General features: G+C 62.3%; 12 protein-coding genes, 1 other RNA gene and 1 pseudogene. 6 read left to right on the forward strand and 8 right to left on the reverse strand.

Going from position 1 to position 14,424, the window contains the following annotated elements; all coding sequences use genetic code 11:
* Positions 1-179: 179 nt before the first annotated feature.
* The 4 genes from PYH37_RS26545 to PYH37_RS26560 all read right to left on the reverse strand — a co-directional run bounded on the left by PYH37_RS26545 (position 180) and on the right by PYH37_RS26560 (position 6,341).
* Positions 180-3,356, reverse strand: coding sequence for an efflux RND transporter permease subunit (locus PYH37_RS26545; protein WP_280734447.1), 3,177 nt, complete (start codon positions 3,354-3,356; stop codon positions 180-182).
* A complete protein-coding gene (locus tag PYH37_RS26550; protein ID WP_280734448.1) occupies positions 3,353-4,510 on the reverse strand; it encodes an efflux RND transporter periplasmic adaptor subunit in 1,158 nt (385 codons plus the stop codon). The genes PYH37_RS26545 and PYH37_RS26550 overlap by 4 nt, the downstream gene beginning before the upstream one ends.
* A gap of 307 nt (positions 4,511-4,817) precedes the next feature.
* On the reverse strand, positions 4,818-5,642 hold the full coding sequence (locus tag PYH37_RS26555; protein WP_280734449.1) for a TIGR00282 family metallophosphoesterase: 825 nt from the start codon (positions 5,640-5,642) through the stop codon (positions 4,818-4,820).
* Between the two features lie 126 nt (positions 5,643-5,768).
* The gene (locus PYH37_RS26560; protein WP_280734451.1) at positions 5,769-6,341 is read right to left on the reverse strand and encodes a 5-formyltetrahydrofolate cyclo-ligase; all 573 of its coding nucleotides are present in this window, start codon (positions 6,339-6,341) and stop codon (positions 5,769-5,771) included.
* Between the two features lie 316 nt (positions 6,342-6,657).
* Here PYH37_RS26560 and PYH37_RS26565 point away from each other — a divergent pair, with 316 nt between their 5' ends.
* On the forward strand, positions 6,658-6,867 hold the full coding sequence (locus tag PYH37_RS26565) for a helix-turn-helix domain-containing protein (protein WP_280734452.1): 210 nt from the start codon (positions 6,658-6,660) through the stop codon (positions 6,865-6,867).
* Here the strand turns inward: PYH37_RS26565 and PYH37_RS26570 are convergent.
* The gene (locus PYH37_RS26570) at positions 6,862-7,371 is read right to left on the reverse strand and encodes a hypothetical protein (RefSeq protein ID WP_280734453.1); all 510 of its coding nucleotides are present in this window, start codon (positions 7,369-7,371) and stop codon (positions 6,862-6,864) included. The two genes, PYH37_RS26565 and PYH37_RS26570, sit on opposite strands and share 6 nt — an antisense overlap.
* On the opposite strand from PYH37_RS26570, the pseudogene PYH37_RS26575 reads away from it, so the two are divergent.
* Positions 7,252-7,998, forward strand: a pseudogene (locus tag PYH37_RS26575) (LysR family transcriptional regulator); the annotation flags it as partial. The gene PYH37_RS26570 and the pseudogene PYH37_RS26575 overlap by 120 nt on opposite strands.
* 96 nt (positions 7,999-8,094) lie before the next feature.
* Here PYH37_RS26575 and ssrS read toward each other — a convergent pair.
* The 3 genes from ssrS to PYH37_RS26590 all read right to left on the reverse strand — a co-directional run bounded on the left by ssrS (position 8,095) and on the right by PYH37_RS26590 (position 9,019).
* Positions 8,095-8,253, reverse strand: a non-coding RNA gene (gene ssrS / locus PYH37_RS26580) — 6S RNA.
* Positions 8,254-8,359: 106 nt separating this feature from the next.
* Positions 8,360-8,737 (reverse strand): cell division protein ZapA, encoded by a 378-nt coding sequence (locus PYH37_RS26585; protein WP_280734454.1) that lies wholly within the window; start codon positions 8,735-8,737, stop codon positions 8,360-8,362.
* Between the two features lie 12 nt (positions 8,738-8,749).
* A complete protein-coding gene (locus tag PYH37_RS26590; RefSeq protein WP_280734456.1) occupies positions 8,750-9,019 on the reverse strand; it encodes a DUF4164 domain-containing protein in 270 nt (89 codons plus the stop codon).
* Between the two features lie 425 nt (positions 9,020-9,444).
* Here PYH37_RS26590 and tkt point away from each other — a divergent pair, with 425 nt between their 5' ends.
* The 4 genes from tkt to PYH37_RS26610 all read left to right on the forward strand — a co-directional run bounded on the left by tkt (position 9,445) and on the right by PYH37_RS26610 (position 14,297).
* On the forward strand, positions 9,445-11,427 hold the full coding sequence (tkt, locus tag PYH37_RS26595; protein ID WP_280734457.1) for a transketolase: 1,983 nt from the start codon (positions 9,445-9,447) through the stop codon (positions 11,425-11,427).
* 67 nt (positions 11,428-11,494) lie between these two features.
* Positions 11,495-12,505 carry a type I glyceraldehyde-3-phosphate dehydrogenase gene (gap, locus tag PYH37_RS26600; protein ID WP_280734458.1) on the forward strand — a complete coding sequence of 337 codons (1,011 nt, stop codon included), beginning with the start codon at positions 11,495-11,497 and terminating at the stop codon, positions 12,503-12,505.
* A 5-nt stretch (positions 12,506-12,510) separates the two neighbouring features.
* Positions 12,511-13,098 carry a putative glycolipid-binding domain-containing protein gene (locus tag PYH37_RS26605; protein WP_280734460.1) on the forward strand — a complete coding sequence of 196 codons (588 nt, stop codon included), beginning with the start codon at positions 12,511-12,513 and terminating at the stop codon, positions 13,096-13,098.
* Positions 13,098-14,297 carry a phosphoglycerate kinase gene (locus tag PYH37_RS26610; protein WP_280734461.1) on the forward strand — a complete coding sequence of 400 codons (1,200 nt, stop codon included), beginning with the start codon at positions 13,098-13,100 and terminating at the stop codon, positions 14,295-14,297. Before PYH37_RS26605 ends, PYH37_RS26610 begins: the two co-directional genes overlap by 1 nt.
* Positions 14,298-14,424 lie beyond the last annotated feature (127 nt).

A 14,424-nucleotide genomic window follows, 5' to 3' on the forward strand; every position in this document is an offset into this window, starting at 1 on the left:
GCGGAAAACCGCGCACACTTTTCCTCACCCCGCGCTAGCGCCGGGCAGGATCATTCAACGCCGCTCTTCCGTCCAGCATCAAACAGCGTGTGAACGCTCACAATCGCGTCATTTGCTAGCAGAGCACAGGTGCTTGGGGCGGTGTGAACGGAGCGCCCGCAATCACTCCGCTCCCGCCACTACTCCGCCGGTGCGGTCGCTTCGCCTGCCACCGGTGCCCGCTTCCTGCGGAAAGACCGCAGCGTCACGTAGAAGACCGGTGTCAGGAACAGGCCGAGGAAGGTGACCCCCAGCATGCCGGAGAAGACCGCGGTGCCGAGCGACTGGCGCATCTCGGCCCCAGGCCCGGTCGCGATCACCAGTGGCACGACGCCGAGGATGAAGGCGAAGGCGGTCATCAGGATCGGGCGAAGCCGCAGCCGGCTTGCCTCGATCGCCGCCTCGACCGGCGTCTTGCCCTCCTCCTCGCCCTGACGCGCGAATTCGACGATCAGGATGGCGTTTTTCGCCGCAAGGCCGATCAGCACGATAAGGCCGATCTGCGTCAGCACGTTGTTGTCGAAGCCCCGGATCGAGACGCCGACAAGGGCGGCGAGAACGGCAAGCGGTACGATCAGGATGATCGCCAGCGGCAGCACCCAACTCTCATATTGCGCGGCAAGCGCCAGGAAGACGAAGATCACCGAAAGCGCGAAGATGAAGACGGCGGTATTGCCGGTCTGGCGCTCCTGGAAAGCAAGCTCGGTCCATTCGAAAGTCGTGCCCTGCGGCAGGATCTGGCCGGCAAGCGCCTCCATCTTGTCGAGCGCACTGCCGGTCGAGACACCCGGCGCCGGATTGCCTTGGACCGGCACCGAGACATACATGTTGTAGCGCTGGACGAGCGCCGGCCCGCTCGTGTCGCGGATCTCGACGAGCGTTCCGAGCGGCACCAGCGCGCCGGAGGCAGACCGCACCTTCAAGGCAAGGATATCGTCCCGTTCCACGCGATATTGCTGGTCGGCCTGGGCACGCACCTGGTAGACACGACCGAAAGCATTGAAGTCGTTGACATAGGATGCCCCGAGATTGATCGAGAGCGTCTCGAAGATATTCGGGATCGGCACGTTCAGCGCCCGTGCCTTGTCACGGTCGATCGCCAGGAAGAATTGCGGGCTGGTGGCCGAGAAGGTTGTGAAGACGCCGGTCAGCCCCTCGGTCTGGTTGGCCACACCCATCATCTGATGGGCGAGCCCGAGGGCGCGTCGCATGTCCGGGCTCTGGCGGTCCATGATCTGCATCTTGAAGCCGCCGGAATTGCCGATGCCTCGCACCGAAGGCGGCGGCACGGCGATGATGAAGGCCTCCTGCAGACTCTGCATCGCACCGAAGATCTGGCCGATGATCTGCTCGGCGCTCTGCCTGTTTTCGAGACGCTCCTCGAAACTGTCAAAGGGTGTGAAAATCACGCCGGAATTCGACGCGTTGGTGAAGGTCGCACCGTTGAAGCCGGCAAAGGCGACCGCATCCTTCACGCCCGGGACCTCCCGGACCATCGCCGATGCGCGCTGGACGACGGCATCGGTTCGCTCGAGCGACGCTCCATCGGGAAGCTGGATGACGACGATGGCATAGCCCTGGTCCATCTGCGGCACAAAGCCCCGCGGCACGATCTGTGTCATATACCAGGTGGCGCCGAGCAGCCCGACGAAAACGAGAAGCGCGGCGGCAAGCGCGACCCGGGTCTGCACCAGCCGGCGCACCACCCATCCATAGCCATCGGCCATGCGGTCGAAACCCGTGTTGAAGCCGTTGGCGAGCCCCCGGCCGAACCGCGTCAGCGGATTGCGACTCTCATGCTCGTGATTTTCGTGCGGACGCAGGAGAATCGCGGCGAGCGCCGGCGACAGGGTCAGCGAATTGATCGCGGAGATCACCGTCGCGACCGAGATCGTCACGGCGAACTGCAGGTAGAACTGGCCGGCAATGCCCGGAATGAAGGCGGTCGGCACGAACACCGCGGTCAGCACGAGCGAGATCGCCACGACCGCAGCACCCACCTCGTCCATTGTCACATGCGCCGCCTCTCGCGGCGTCATGCCTCGCGCGAGATTGCGCTCAACATTCTCGACGACGACGATCGCATCATCGACCACGATGCCGATTGCGAGCACCAGCCCGAAGAGCGTCAACATGTTCAAGGAAAAGCCGAAGGCGAAGAGCAGTGCGAAAGTGCCGATCAGCGAGACGGGGATGGCGACGATCGGAATGATCGCGGTGCGCCAGGACTGCAGAAAGATGATGACGACCAGCGCGACGAGGATCGCCGCCTCGGCGATTGTCTTGTACACCTCGTCGATCGATTCCGAGATGAACTCCGTCGGGTTGTAGATGATCCTGTATTCGAGCCCCTCCGGAAAGTCCCTTGAAAGATCGGCCATCGTCGCCTGGATCGATTCCGCCGCGGCAAGCGCATTGGTGCCCGGGCGCGAGAAAATGCCGAGGGCGACGGCGGGACTGCCGTTCAGATAGCTGTTGGTGACATATTCGCGCGCTCCGAGCTCGACGCGGGCGACATCCTGCAACTGCACCAGCCGGCCGTCCTCGGTGGCCTTGACGATCACATAACGGAACTGCCTTGCGTCGCTGAAGCGCCCATCAGTCGTCACCGTATACTGGAAGGCATTGTCGCCGGAAATCGGCGGGCCGCCGATGGACCCACCCGAGACCTGGACATTCTGCTCGCGCAGCGCTTCAACGACGTCGCCAGCGGTCATCCCATAGGCGGAGAGCTTTTGCGGATCGAGCCAGACGCGCAGCGCATATTCGCGCTCGCCGAACAGGGTGACGTCGCCGACGCCATCCAGCCGAACGAGGATGTCGCGAATGCGCGTACGGGCATAGTTGGAGACATAGAGCTGGTCGTAGCGATCGCTCGGCGAAAGCAGATGAACGACCATCATCAGGTCCGGCGAGCTTTTCGTCGTGGTGACGCCAATGCGCCGGACATCCTCCGGCAGCCGCGGCTCGGCGATCGAAACGCGGTTCTGTACGAGCACCTGCGCCTGATCGAGATCCGTGCCGAGCTTGAAGGTGATCGTCAGCGACATCGAGCCGTCGGCGGTCGAATAGGAGGACATGTAGAGCATGTTCTCGACGCCGTTGATCTCCTGCTCGAGCGGCGTTGCGACCGTATTGGCAACGGTTTCCGCGTCCGCCCCCGGATAGGAGGCGCGGACGACGATGGTGGGCGGCGCGATTTCCGGATACTGCGCCACCGGCAACTGGAAATAGGCGATGCCGCCAACGATCAGCAGCACGATCGAGAGCACCGAGGCGAAGATCGGCCTGTCGACGAAGAAATGCGCAAATCTCATTGGGCGTTCTCCGCCGACTGTGCTGCTTCCTGGGGCAGCACGACGAGTTCGGGCTTTACCTTCACGCCGGGTCTGGCGCGCATGAGACCATTGACGATGATCGTCTCGTCGCCGGTCATGCCGCTGCGGATGACGCGGTAGCCGTGCAGTCGCGGTCCGAGGCGCACTGGCTTGGCCATGACGCTGCCGTCCTGGCTGACTTCGTAAACGATCCGTTCGTTCTGGTCGGCGCCGATCGCCTCGTCCGGCACGAGGACCGCCCTATAGATATTCGAACCCTCGACCTCCACCCGCCCGAAGAGGCCGGGCTGCAGAATGAAATTGGGATTGGGGAAACGGGCGCGCACGCGCATCGTGCCCGTCTGATTGTCCACCCGGTTCTCCGCAAAATCGAGCTTGCCTTCGAATGGCGCCTCGTTGGCGTCGGCAATCGTCACCAGGACGCTGAGCGCCCCTGCGCCCTCCTGCAATGCGCTGCCCCGCTCGCGCGCCGTGCGCGCATAGGAAAGCAGCCGGCGCTCGTCGACGTCGAAATAGAAGTCGATCGGATCGAGCGTAACGATTGTCGTCAGCACCGTTTGGTCCGCCTGGACAAGGTTGCCCGGCGAGAGAAGCCGTCGGTCGACGCGGCCGCTGAGCGGCGCGGTAATCGTCGTGTATTCGAGGTCGAGCTTGGCGCGCTCCACCGCGGCCTCGGCGCCGCGCACGCCAGCCTGTGCCGCGAGCAGTGCACGGCGATCGTCGTCGAGCCTCGATACCGAAAGCGTGCCTGTGCCGGCCAGCGACTCCGTTCGCTTGAACGTCGTTTCGGCGAAGGCAAGCGTCGACTGTGCTGACGCCAGCGACGCTTCCGCCTGGGCGAGTGCCGTGCGGAACGGCCGCTGGTCGATGACGAAGAGCTTGTCACCCTTTTTCACCAGCGCACCATCGGTGAAGAGGACCTCGTCAAGATAACCGCCGACACGGGAGCGGACGGAAACCTCGTCGACGGCCTCGAAGCGGCCGATGAATTCGTCGGCGTCGATGACATCGCGCACCACCGGCTTGGCGACGGTTACCGTAGGCAGTTGCGCATCCTGCGCATCCGCCGGCACCGATATGAGAAGGAAGGTCGAAACGCCGAGAATCGCCGGCAGACGCCAGTTTCGCAACATGAACGCTCTCCAAAGCACTTGAACACCAATATCGCCGGCGCGGCTTGGGTCGTCCGGTTGCCGTGGCGACATTTCGAGCCCGGAGCGCTCCGCTCCAGGGTGGCACTACGTCATGGAAACCTGCGAGTAGCGGCCGCATCCCTGCGGCTCTGATTTTGGAGCTAACCTGCCACCATTTGGAAAGACTGTCACCCTGAAAAAAGGCAATGCCGCAAGGGTGATGCGCCACAAGGGAGGCGCGCCATTTCCGATGCGCAGGTGCAAAGCCGTGAATGCAAATGGCAACGCGGCCAGAAGTCTATCTGGCCTACAACCAAAATTCCGGAATCGTCTCGCCGAGCCGCGGACCCATCCGGAGGGGTGCGATCTTCTCGGCAAGACCCGTGCGGTCGGAAATCTCGACCCCGACTCCGCAGATGGTGGCGGGGCCGGAGGCCGCCTCGAAGCGGCCCTTGGGCATCTTCGAGATGAACCGGTTCAGCGGCTCCTCCTTGTCCATCCCGAGCGAAGAATCGTAGTCGCCGCACATGCCGGCATCACTGATATAGCCGGTGCCGCCATTGAGGATCTGATGATCCGCGGTCGGTACATGCGTATGGGTGCCGACCACCAGGCTGGCGCGGCCATCGACAAAATGGCCGAAGCATTGTTTCTCGCTCGTCGCCTCGGCGTGGAAATCGAAGACGATCGCGTCAGCCTGCTCGCCCAATGGGCAGGCGTCGAGGATGATCTCGGCCGCTTTGAAAGGGTCGTCGAGCTCCGGATGCATGAAGACCCGGCCCATGATATTGGCGACGAGCACACGGGAGCCATTGCGGGCGAAGAAGAGATTGGCGCCACGTCCCGGTGTTCCGGCGGGATAGTTGGCCGGGCGCAAGAACTGATCGTGCCGTTCGCAGAAGACCACCGCCTCCTTCTGGTCCCAGACATGGTTGCCGGTCGTCACCACATCGGCGCCGGCGTTGATCGTTTCCAGAAAAATGTCCTCGGTGATGCCAAAGCCGCCGGCAGCGTTCTCGCCGTTGACGATAACAAAGTCGAGCTTGAAGTCGCTCACCAATCCTGGAAGACGCTCCCAGACCGCCGTGCGGCCTGTCTTGCCAACCATATCTCCCAGAAACAGAAGTCGCATGCCGTTCAATCCCGTTTAGATCACGATGATTTGGGTCAAATCGACCCAACTGATTAAACGTGATCGATTCTAATCAGTTGGAGCGGGATGCGGACGGAAAAGCGCGCGCACTTTTCTCATCCCGCTCTAAAAATGCCGAAAACCGCTCTCCGTCAAAATGGCGTCCAGCGCCACGTCGTGCGGTTCAGCCGGCACTGATGCCACTTCCTGGCAATCGAATGCAATCCCGATCAGCCGAGGCATGTGGCCTTTGTTGCGCAAGCGATCGATCGCCCGGTCGTAGTAGCCGGCGCCGTAGCCGATTCGATGGCCAACGGAGTCGAAAGCCGAAAGCGGAACGAGCATGATGTCCGGATCGAGCTCCGGAGCTTCCGCTCCCGGACCGGTCGTGCCAAAACCGGTCTCGACCACCGCCACGCCGTCGAGGAGTTCGCGAAACACGATCGTCTTCTTGTCCATGATGACCGGCAGGCAGAGCCGCGCGCCGCGGTCCCGGAGCCGCACCATCAGCGGGCGGATGTCCACTTCCGAACGGATCGGCCAGAAGCCGGAAACGATATGGCCCGGATCGAGCGCGATAATGTCGCCGGCATGGTCCGCCATCGTCAGGCTCGCCTCGATTCGCACTTCGGCCGGCATAGCGTCGCGCAAGGCCAGACACTCCTTCCTCAGCGCCGCCTTCAAATCCTTCGGTGACATCGAACGTCCTTTCCCGCGGGCGAAAGTCCCGCCTGCTGCATATCGGGCGCAGCTTCGCCGCGCATGGCGTAGCGCAAAATGCCAGTTAGCTGGAACCATGTCGCCGCCGCTTTTGCAACACTTCGCGACAGTGTTTCCGTGTCGATCCATATAGGCACGGCCTTGGCATTGCGTTCATCATCAGCCGTGGTGCCGCTTCGCAGGCCGCGCCAGAAATGAAAATTGTCTCGTGATTTCAAATAATTAGCGCGACCTAATACCCGTTTTTCACGCGGTAGCAAGGTCTTGCAGGCAGAAATGAAATAAGCCGCAGTCCATGTCGGAGAGGATCAATGAACTCGACCCGCTCGAATTGCGTTGCCTTACTCTTGCGGCTCACGGCCGGACACGGGAGGACATGACGCGCGAGACCGACATTCCGATGGCACGGATCGATGGGGCGCTTGAGGACGCGATGCGGAAGCTCCAGGCGAGCAACCTCGCGGAAGCCGTCTTCCGTGCCGCCCGGCTAGATCTGATCTCATAACATCCAGTGCGAACGGTAAACTGCCGCGGTCATCCGCAGCCGCTCGCAGCCGAGCGGCTCGACTATGTCCGTCAGGCCGGCGTCCGCCAATAGGCGCGGATCGCCTCGGCGCAGGAGCGCGGCGGATTGCTCGCGGATCGCAAGTGATAGGCGCCAGGGCGCGAGCCTTGACTGCAGCAGCGAAGCGCCATCGGCAATAGCGAATCCGGTCGCGAACAAGACAATCATGGCAGAGGACCTCGGGAGAGACGCGCAACGAGGCCAATCTTCGAGCATTCGTTGACATGCAGCAAACGAATTGCAAACATAGCTGTCATTAGATTTTCTGATGGTGACCCTATGTCGCTTCCACTCGACAGCGACTTGCTGCGGACCTTCCTGGCGGTGGCCGATGCCGGCAATCTCACGCATGCAGCCGATACCGTCCGACGTACGCAGTCGGCCGTCAGCATGCAGATCAAGAGGCTCGAGGATCTGCTCGGCTTCGCGCTTTTCGAGCGCCATTCGCGCGGCGTGATCCTCACGGCTGAGGGCCGCCGGCTCGTCGACAATGCGCGGCGCATCGTCGCCCTCCTCGATGATACGGCGGCATCCATGCGCCTGCCTGCGCTCGACGGTTCGGTCAGGATCGGAATTTCGGAGGAGTACATCAACTCCGCCCTGCCGAAGGCCTTAGGCGCCTTCGCCGCAATTCATCCCGGCGTCGAGGTGACAGTGCAGCAGGGCACCTCGATGTCCAACCTCGCGGCCCTCGAAGCCGGAGAGATCGACCTCGCGGTCGTCTTCGAGCCCGGCGGCCGGACCCGGAACGAGGTTCTCATGGTGGACCCCACCGTCTGGGTGACCTCCGATCAACACGGCACGCATGAACGACAGCCTCTGCCGATAGCCGCCTACACCTATGTCGAAGGCGGTTGGTGCGATGACCTGGCCCTGCGGAGCCTGAAGAAACGCGGTATCGGCAGTCGTGTTGCCTATATCAGCCGCACGAGCAGCGGGCTGATTGCCGCGGTTGTTTCAGGTCTCGCCATCGCGCCGCTGTCGCGCAGCGCCATACCTCCCGGCTGCCGGGAACTCACCGAGGACGACGGATTCGGCATCATCGACATGTCGAACGTTGTCTTACGCACAAGGCCGGAAAACCGATCGCAGACCGTCGATGCGATGGCCGACGCCATCCGCCGCGCCTTTCGGGCGTCCGTCGATGTTGTCGGGGAAAAGGAAGGAGTGCGATCCACGACGACCGGTGGAGAGTTTACGATCCCGGGTACCTACTAGGTAGGTGGGCGCCGTATGTCCGAACCCACGAGTTCGGCCAGGGACAGCTCCCTTGAGATCGTGTATGGCCCCGGGGATTGTGGTTCCTGTCGGGAAGCGCAGACCGCGTCGCAGATATAGAACGTCTCGACGGCTTTCGCCAGAGCGTATGCGGGAGCCGCTCAGATTTAAATTCAGAAATCCAAGTCGCCGGCGAGCGGTCTTGCCGAAACCGTCAGTTCGTGGGCGTGCTCGCGCGGCCGTTGAGCCTGGCAGCGATGCCGTGGATCTGTGCCGTCACCTCGGTCAGCGCGGAAGCGAGCGCCTCCTCGTTCTTGGCCTGATCGGACAGCGCCACGTCGCGGCCTTGCTTCAGATTTTCGAGTTCCGTCTCGAGGTTCTTCAGCCGGCGATCGACTTCGCTGAGTTCGTCCATGACCATGATGCCCGCCATCACGGTCAGCCGCAGATCGCCGATTTCGCCGAACTGCGCCTTGAGATGGCCGACATATTGATCGAATCTCGTGGCGAGGTTGCTGAGGTGATCCTCCTGCCCCTCCTCGCAGGCCATGCGGTAGGCCTTTCCGTCGATCGTCACTGTCACCTGTGCCATGCTTCAAGAACCTCAGCGATCCAGTACCGCCCGAATGGTTTCCATAGCCGTAACCAGGCGACGGGAAACCTCGCGATTGACCTCTTCCAGCCGATTGGCCCGAAACTGCGACTGATCGAGTTCCTGAGCCAGCCGCGCCCGGTCCATATTGACCCGCCGCACTTCGCCTTCGAACTCGCTCACGTCCTTTTCCTTGTCAAAGCGGCCGTCGATCGCGATTTCAAGAGACTGAACCGCGCTGCGCAACTCCTCGATCGCCGCCTTGACCGTCTTTGCCGGCATGTCTTTCCGATACCTTTCTAGAGCGGGATGAGGAAAACGCGAACCGGCTTCCGCACTGCCCTAAAACAAAGTGCCGGAGCCTCGTGCGTGTTCGCGTGAACGCGCCGCGCTCCAGAGAGGCCGAATCGCCAGTATCCTGTGCGCTTCGGCTCGCTCCTTTTTAAACCCATTACGCAAGTCTCAACAATGCCAACCGCAACGATCGCCAGCGGAAGCTGTGGATCGTCGATTCCGCCGGTGGACCGCGCCGGCCGCGAGGCCATGTTGCAGCGCCGGAAACAGCACGAAAATGCCGGCGCCATTTGGTCGCGGAGGGCCCGTATTTATTGACTCGCTCGGCGCACCTGCTATGTGTCAGCCGCTTCTCATACGGTCTTTGGAGGATAGAGACCGTCCCCTGACCACCGAACTCAAACGGAACAGTCATGATCTCTCGCGAAAAACACGACCGGATGGCAAATGCAATCCGTTTCCTCTCCATGGACGCCGTCGAGAAAGCAAATTCCGGCCACCCAGGTCTCCCGATGGGTGCTGCCGACATAGCAACGGTTCTCTTCACCCGCTATCTGAGCTTCGATCCCAAGAACCCCTCCTGGCCGAACCGCGACCGCTTCGTGCTGTCCGCCGGCCATGGCTCGATGCTGCTCTATTCGCTGCTCTACCTGACCGGCTATGAAGACATCACCATCGACCAGATCAAGAATTTCCGCCAGCTCGGCTCGCGTACCGCCGGCCACCCGGAATATGGCCACGCCGCCGGCATCGAGACGACCACCGGCCCGCTCGGTCAGGGCCTCGCCAATTCGGTCGGCATGGCGATTGCCGAACGCAAGCTGCGCCAAGAGTTCGGCAGCGAATTGATGGAGCACTATACCTACGTGCTCGCCGGCGACGGCTGCCTGATGGAGGGCATCAGCCAGGAAGCGATTGCGCTTGCCGGCCATCTTAAACTCAACAAGCTGATCGTCTTCTGGGACGACAACAACATCTCGATCGACGGCCCGATCTCGATCGCCGACTCGACCGATCAGCACGCTCGCTTCCGCGCCTGCAAGTGGAACACGATCGCCGTCGACGGCCATGATCCGGATGCGATCGCCGCCGCAATCGAAGAGGCCCAGAAGTCCGATAAGCCGACGATGATCGCCTGCAAGACCGTCATCGGCTTCGGCGCGCCGAACAAGGCCGGCACCCATAAAGTCCATGGTTCGCCGCTCGGCGCCGAGGAAATCGCCGCGACGCGCAAGGCGCTCGGCTGGGAAGCCGAAGCCTTCACCGTTCCCTCCGATGTGCTCGATGCCTGGCGCCTCGCCGGCCTGCGCTCCACCAAGGCGCGCAAAGAATGGGAAGAGCGGCTCGACAGGACTGAGACCGAAAAGAGGGCGCAGTTCATCCGTCGCTTCTCCGGCGAGCTGGAAGGCAGCCTCGCCTCCGCGATCAGCACCTACAAGCAGAAGCTCGCGGAAACGAAGCCCTCACCTGCAACCCGCAAGGCTTCCGAGGATGCGCTGGAAGTCATCAACGGCGTGCTTGCCGAAACGGTCGGCGGTTCGGCCGACCTGACCGGCTCCAACAACACCAAGACGAGCCAGACGCATTCGATCACTCCGGACGATTTCTCCGGTCGCTACATCCATTACGGCGTGCGCGAGCACGGCATGGCCGCGGCGATGAACGGCATCGCGCTGCATGGCGGCCTCATTCCCTATTCCGGTGGCTTCCTGATCTTCTCGGACTATTGCCGTCCGTCGATCCGCCTTGCCGCGCTGATGGGCATCCGCGTCATCCACGTGCTGACCCATGATTCCATCGGTCTCGGCGAAGACGGCCCGACCCACCAGCCGGTCGAGCACATGGCAGCGCTTCGCGCCATTCCGAACCTGTTGATGTTCCGTCCGGCGGATGCAACGGAAACCGCGGAGTGCTGGCAGCTCGCCCTCGAAAGCCACAACCGTCCTTCCGGCATGGCGCTTACGCGCCAGAACCTGATGGCCGTGCGCACCGAATACGAGGAAGAGAACCTCTGCGCCCGCGGCGCCTATGATCTCATCTCTGCAAGCGATGCCCAGGTGACGATCTTCGCCACCGGCTCGGAAGTCGAGATCGCCGTCAAGGCGTGCCAGGCGCTGACGGCAAAGGGCCTTTCGACGCGCGTCGTTTCCGTTCCCTGCTTCGAGCTCTTTGCCGAACAGAGCGAGGATTACCAGCAGGCGATCATCGGCAATTCGCCGGTCAAGATCGCGGTTGAGGCTGGTGTCCGCCAGGGCTGGGATCACTTCATCGGTAGCGACGGCACCTTCATCGGCATGTCCAGCTTCGGCGCTTCCGGTCCTTACAAGGATCTTTACAAGCACTTCGGCATTACACCGGAAGCTGTGATTGCAGCCGCGGAAGCCAAACTGTCCTGATCAAGCCGGAAGCGTCCCCGCGGCGCCTTCCATACGTACACGCCATTCTGATAGGGAGAGACCCGATATGACAGTGAAAGTCGCCATCAACGGTTTTGGCCGCATCGGCCGCAACGTGCTCCGCGCCATCGTCGAATCCGGCCGCACCGACATCGAAGTCGTCGCCATCAATGACCTCGGCCCGGTCGAAACCAACGCCCACCTGCTGCGCTTCGATTCGATCCACGGCCGCTTTCCGGCCGACGTGAAGGTCGAGGGCGATGCCATCGTCATCAACAACGGCAAGCCTATCAAGGTGACCGCCGTCCGCAATCCGGCCGAGCTGCCGCACAAGGACCTCGGCGTCGACATCGCGATGGAATGCACCGGCATCTTCACCGCCCGCGACAAGGCCGCAGCCCATCTCGAGGCCGGCGCCAAGCGCGTCATCGTCTCGGCGCCCGCCGACGGCGCGGACCTGACCGTCGTCTACGGCGTCAACCATGACAAGCTGACGAAAGACCATCTCGTCATCTCCAACGCATCCTGCACGACCAACTGCCTGGTGCCGGTCGCCAAGGTGCTGAACGACGCCATCGGCATCGACCACGGCATGATGACGACGATCCACTCCTACACCAACGACCAGCCTTCGCTCGACCAGATGCACAAGGATCTTTACCGTGCGCGTGCGGCCGCCCTGTCGATGATCCCGACCTCCACGGGTGCTGCCAAGGCCGTCGGCCTCGTGCTGCCGGAACTGAAAGGCAAGCTTGACGGTGTCTCCATGCGTGTCCCGACCCCGAACGTCTCGGTCGTCGACCTCAAGTTCGTCGCCAAGCGCGAGACGACCAAGGAAGAGATCAACGCCGCCATCAAAGCTGCCGCCGAAGGCCCGCTCAAGGGCATCCTCGGCTATACGCTGCAGCCGAACGTCTCGGTCGACTTCAACCATGACCCGCATTCCTCGGTCTTCCATATGGACCAGACCAAGGTGATGGAAGGCAAGTTCGTCTCGATCCTGTCCTGGTACGACAACGAGTGGGGCTTCTCTAACCGCATGGCGGATACGGCGGTCGCTCTCGGCAAGCTGCTCTAAGTCCGATGTTCCGGGCCCTTTCCTCAACGACGGTGCGCTGGCGCCCGCTCGAAGGGGAAGGACTCGAACATCTGACGCTCAGACCTTTGAACGCATCTTTCGGCGCGGCCATCCGCGCCGAAAGCGTTCTTATCGGCGAGCGCGGCGCCGCCGCCTATGGCCTGCACTATCGCATCGACTGCGACGCCTGGCGCGTCACCTCCTTCACCATAGACACGACGGACGGACGCAGTCTTCATCTGCTGTCCGATGGCAACGGCCATTGGCGCAAAGCCGACGGAACGCCCCTGCCACTCTTCGACGGCTGCATTGACATCGACCTCGCCGGAACGCCGTTTACCAATACCCTCCCGATCCGGCGCTTGAACCTTGTCCGCCAATCCGGCACCGCAAAGCTCAAAATGCTCTATGTGCCGTTCGACAGCTTCGAACCGACAGTCGACGGCCAGCACTACACCTGCATCGATGACGGCAAACTCTACCATTACGAAGCCGAAGACCGCAGCTTTGCGGCCGACCTGCCCGTGGACGAGGATGGCCTCGTCGTCGACTACCCCACCCTTTTCCAAAGACTATCACCGGAGACCATCTGATGACTTTCAAGACCCTCGACGATCTGACCGACATCGGCGGCAAGCGCGTGCTGGTGCGCGTCGACCTCAACGTTCCGGTCAAGGACGGACAGGTGACCGACACCACCCGCATCGAGCGCGTGGCGCCGACCATCCGCGAGCTTTCCGAAAAGGGGGCAAAGGTCATCCTGCTTGCCCATTTCGGCCGTCCGAAGGGTGAACCCGTCGCCGATATGTCGCTGAAGACGATCGCTCCCGCGGTCGAGGAAATCCTCGACCAACGCGTCTACTTCGCCGCCGACTGCATCGGCGACAAGGCGGCCAACGCCATTGCCGAAATGAATGACGGCGATGTGCTGCTGCTCGAAAACACCCGTTTCCACAAGGGCGAGGAAAAGAACGATCCGGCCTTCGTTGCGGCGCTGGCCGCCAACGGCGACATCTACGTCAACGACGCCTTCTCCGCAGCCCATCGGGCCCATGCTTCGACCGAGGGCCTGGCGCACCATCTCCCGGCCTATGCCGGCCGAACCATGCAGGCCGAGCTCGAAGCGCTCGAAAAGGGCCTCGGCAATCCGAAACGCCCGGTCGTCGCAATCGTCGGCGGCGCGAAGGTCTCGACCAAGATCGACCTCCTGCAGAACCTCGTGAAAAAGGTCGACGCTCTGGTTATTGGCGGCGGTATGGCCAACACCTTCCTTGCGGCACAAGGCGTCAACGTCGGCAAATCGCTCTGCGAGCATGATCTTGCGGAAACCGCCAAGTCGATCGTCGCCGCCGCATCGGCGGCCGGATGCGCGATCGTCCTGCCGGACGACGGCGTCATTGCCCGCGAGTTCAAGGCAGGCGCCGACAATGAGGTCGTCGACGTCAAGGCGATCCCGGCCGACGCCATGGTGCTCGACGTCGGCCCGAAATCGGTCGCTGCCGTCAACGACTGGATCTCGCGTGCCGAAACGCTCGTCTGGAACGGCCCGCTCGGCGCCTTCGAAATCACACCCTTCGACAAGGCCACAGTCGCCGCCGCCAAGCACGCGGCTGCCCGGACCCGCCAGGGCTCGCTCGTCTCGGTCGCCGGCGGCGGTGATACGGTCGCGGCGCTCAACCACGCCGAAGTCGCGGACGATTTCACCTATGTATCGACCGCCGGTGGCGCCTTCCTCGAATGGATGGAAGGCAAGCCCCTGCCGGGCGTCGATATCCTCCGCCAGCAGAAGTGAACAAACGTTCCACCCGGGCACCTCAAGCAGGGCCCGGGTGGGGTCGCAAAAAAAATTCTAATATTTCAAACGATTAAAATTATTTAAATCGTTTTAGGCGATTTTACTGCCATTTTCCCGCACATTA

This window comes from Sinorhizobium numidicum (genome assembly GCF_029892045.1).
GTDB classification, from domain to species: domain Bacteria; phylum Pseudomonadota; class Alphaproteobacteria; order Rhizobiales; family Rhizobiaceae; genus Sinorhizobium; species Sinorhizobium numidicum.

Bases quoted from the DNA above. Each gene is read 5' to 3' on its own strand.
- PYH37_RS26555 (WP_280734449.1), bottom strand. From the start codon at position 5,642: ATGCGACTTCTGTTTCTGGGAGATATGGTTGGCAAGACAGGCCGCACG.
- PYH37_RS26560 (WP_280734451.1), bottom strand. From the start codon at position 6,341: ATGTCACCGAAGGATTTGAAGGCGGCGCTGAGGAAGGAGTGTCTGGCC.
- PYH37_RS26605 (WP_280734460.1), top strand. From the start codon at position 12,511: ATGTTCCGGGCCCTTTCCTCAACGACGGTGCGCTGGCGCCCGCTCGAA.
- PYH37_RS26590 (WP_280734456.1), bottom strand. From the start codon at position 9,019: ATGCCGGCAAAGACGGTCAAGGCGGCGATCGAGGAGTTGCGCAGCGCG.
- tkt (WP_280734457.1), top strand. From the start codon at position 9,445: ATGATCTCTCGCGAAAAACACGACCGGATGGCAAATGCAATCCGTTTC.
- PYH37_RS26545 (WP_280734447.1), bottom strand. From the start codon at position 3,356: ATGAGATTTGCGCATTTCTTCGTCGACAGGCCGATCTTCGCCTCGGTG.
- PYH37_RS26570 (WP_280734453.1), bottom strand. From the start codon at position 7,371: ATGGCGCTCGAAAAGCGCGAAGCCGAGCAGATCCTCGAGCCTCTTGAT.
- PYH37_RS26565 (WP_280734452.1), top strand. From the start codon at position 6,658: ATGTCGGAGAGGATCAATGAACTCGACCCGCTCGAATTGCGTTGCCTT.
- PYH37_RS26585 (WP_280734454.1), bottom strand. From the start codon at position 8,737: ATGGCACAGGTGACAGTGACGATCGACGGAAAGGCCTACCGCATGGCC.
- gap (WP_280734458.1), top strand. From the start codon at position 11,495: ATGACAGTGAAAGTCGCCATCAACGGTTTTGGCCGCATCGGCCGCAAC.
- PYH37_RS26610 (WP_280734461.1), top strand. From the start codon at position 13,098: ATGACTTTCAAGACCCTCGACGATCTGACCGACATCGGCGGCAAGCGC.
- PYH37_RS26550 (WP_280734448.1), bottom strand. From the start codon at position 4,510: ATGTTGCGAAACTGGCGTCTGCCGGCGATTCTCGGCGTTTCGACCTTC.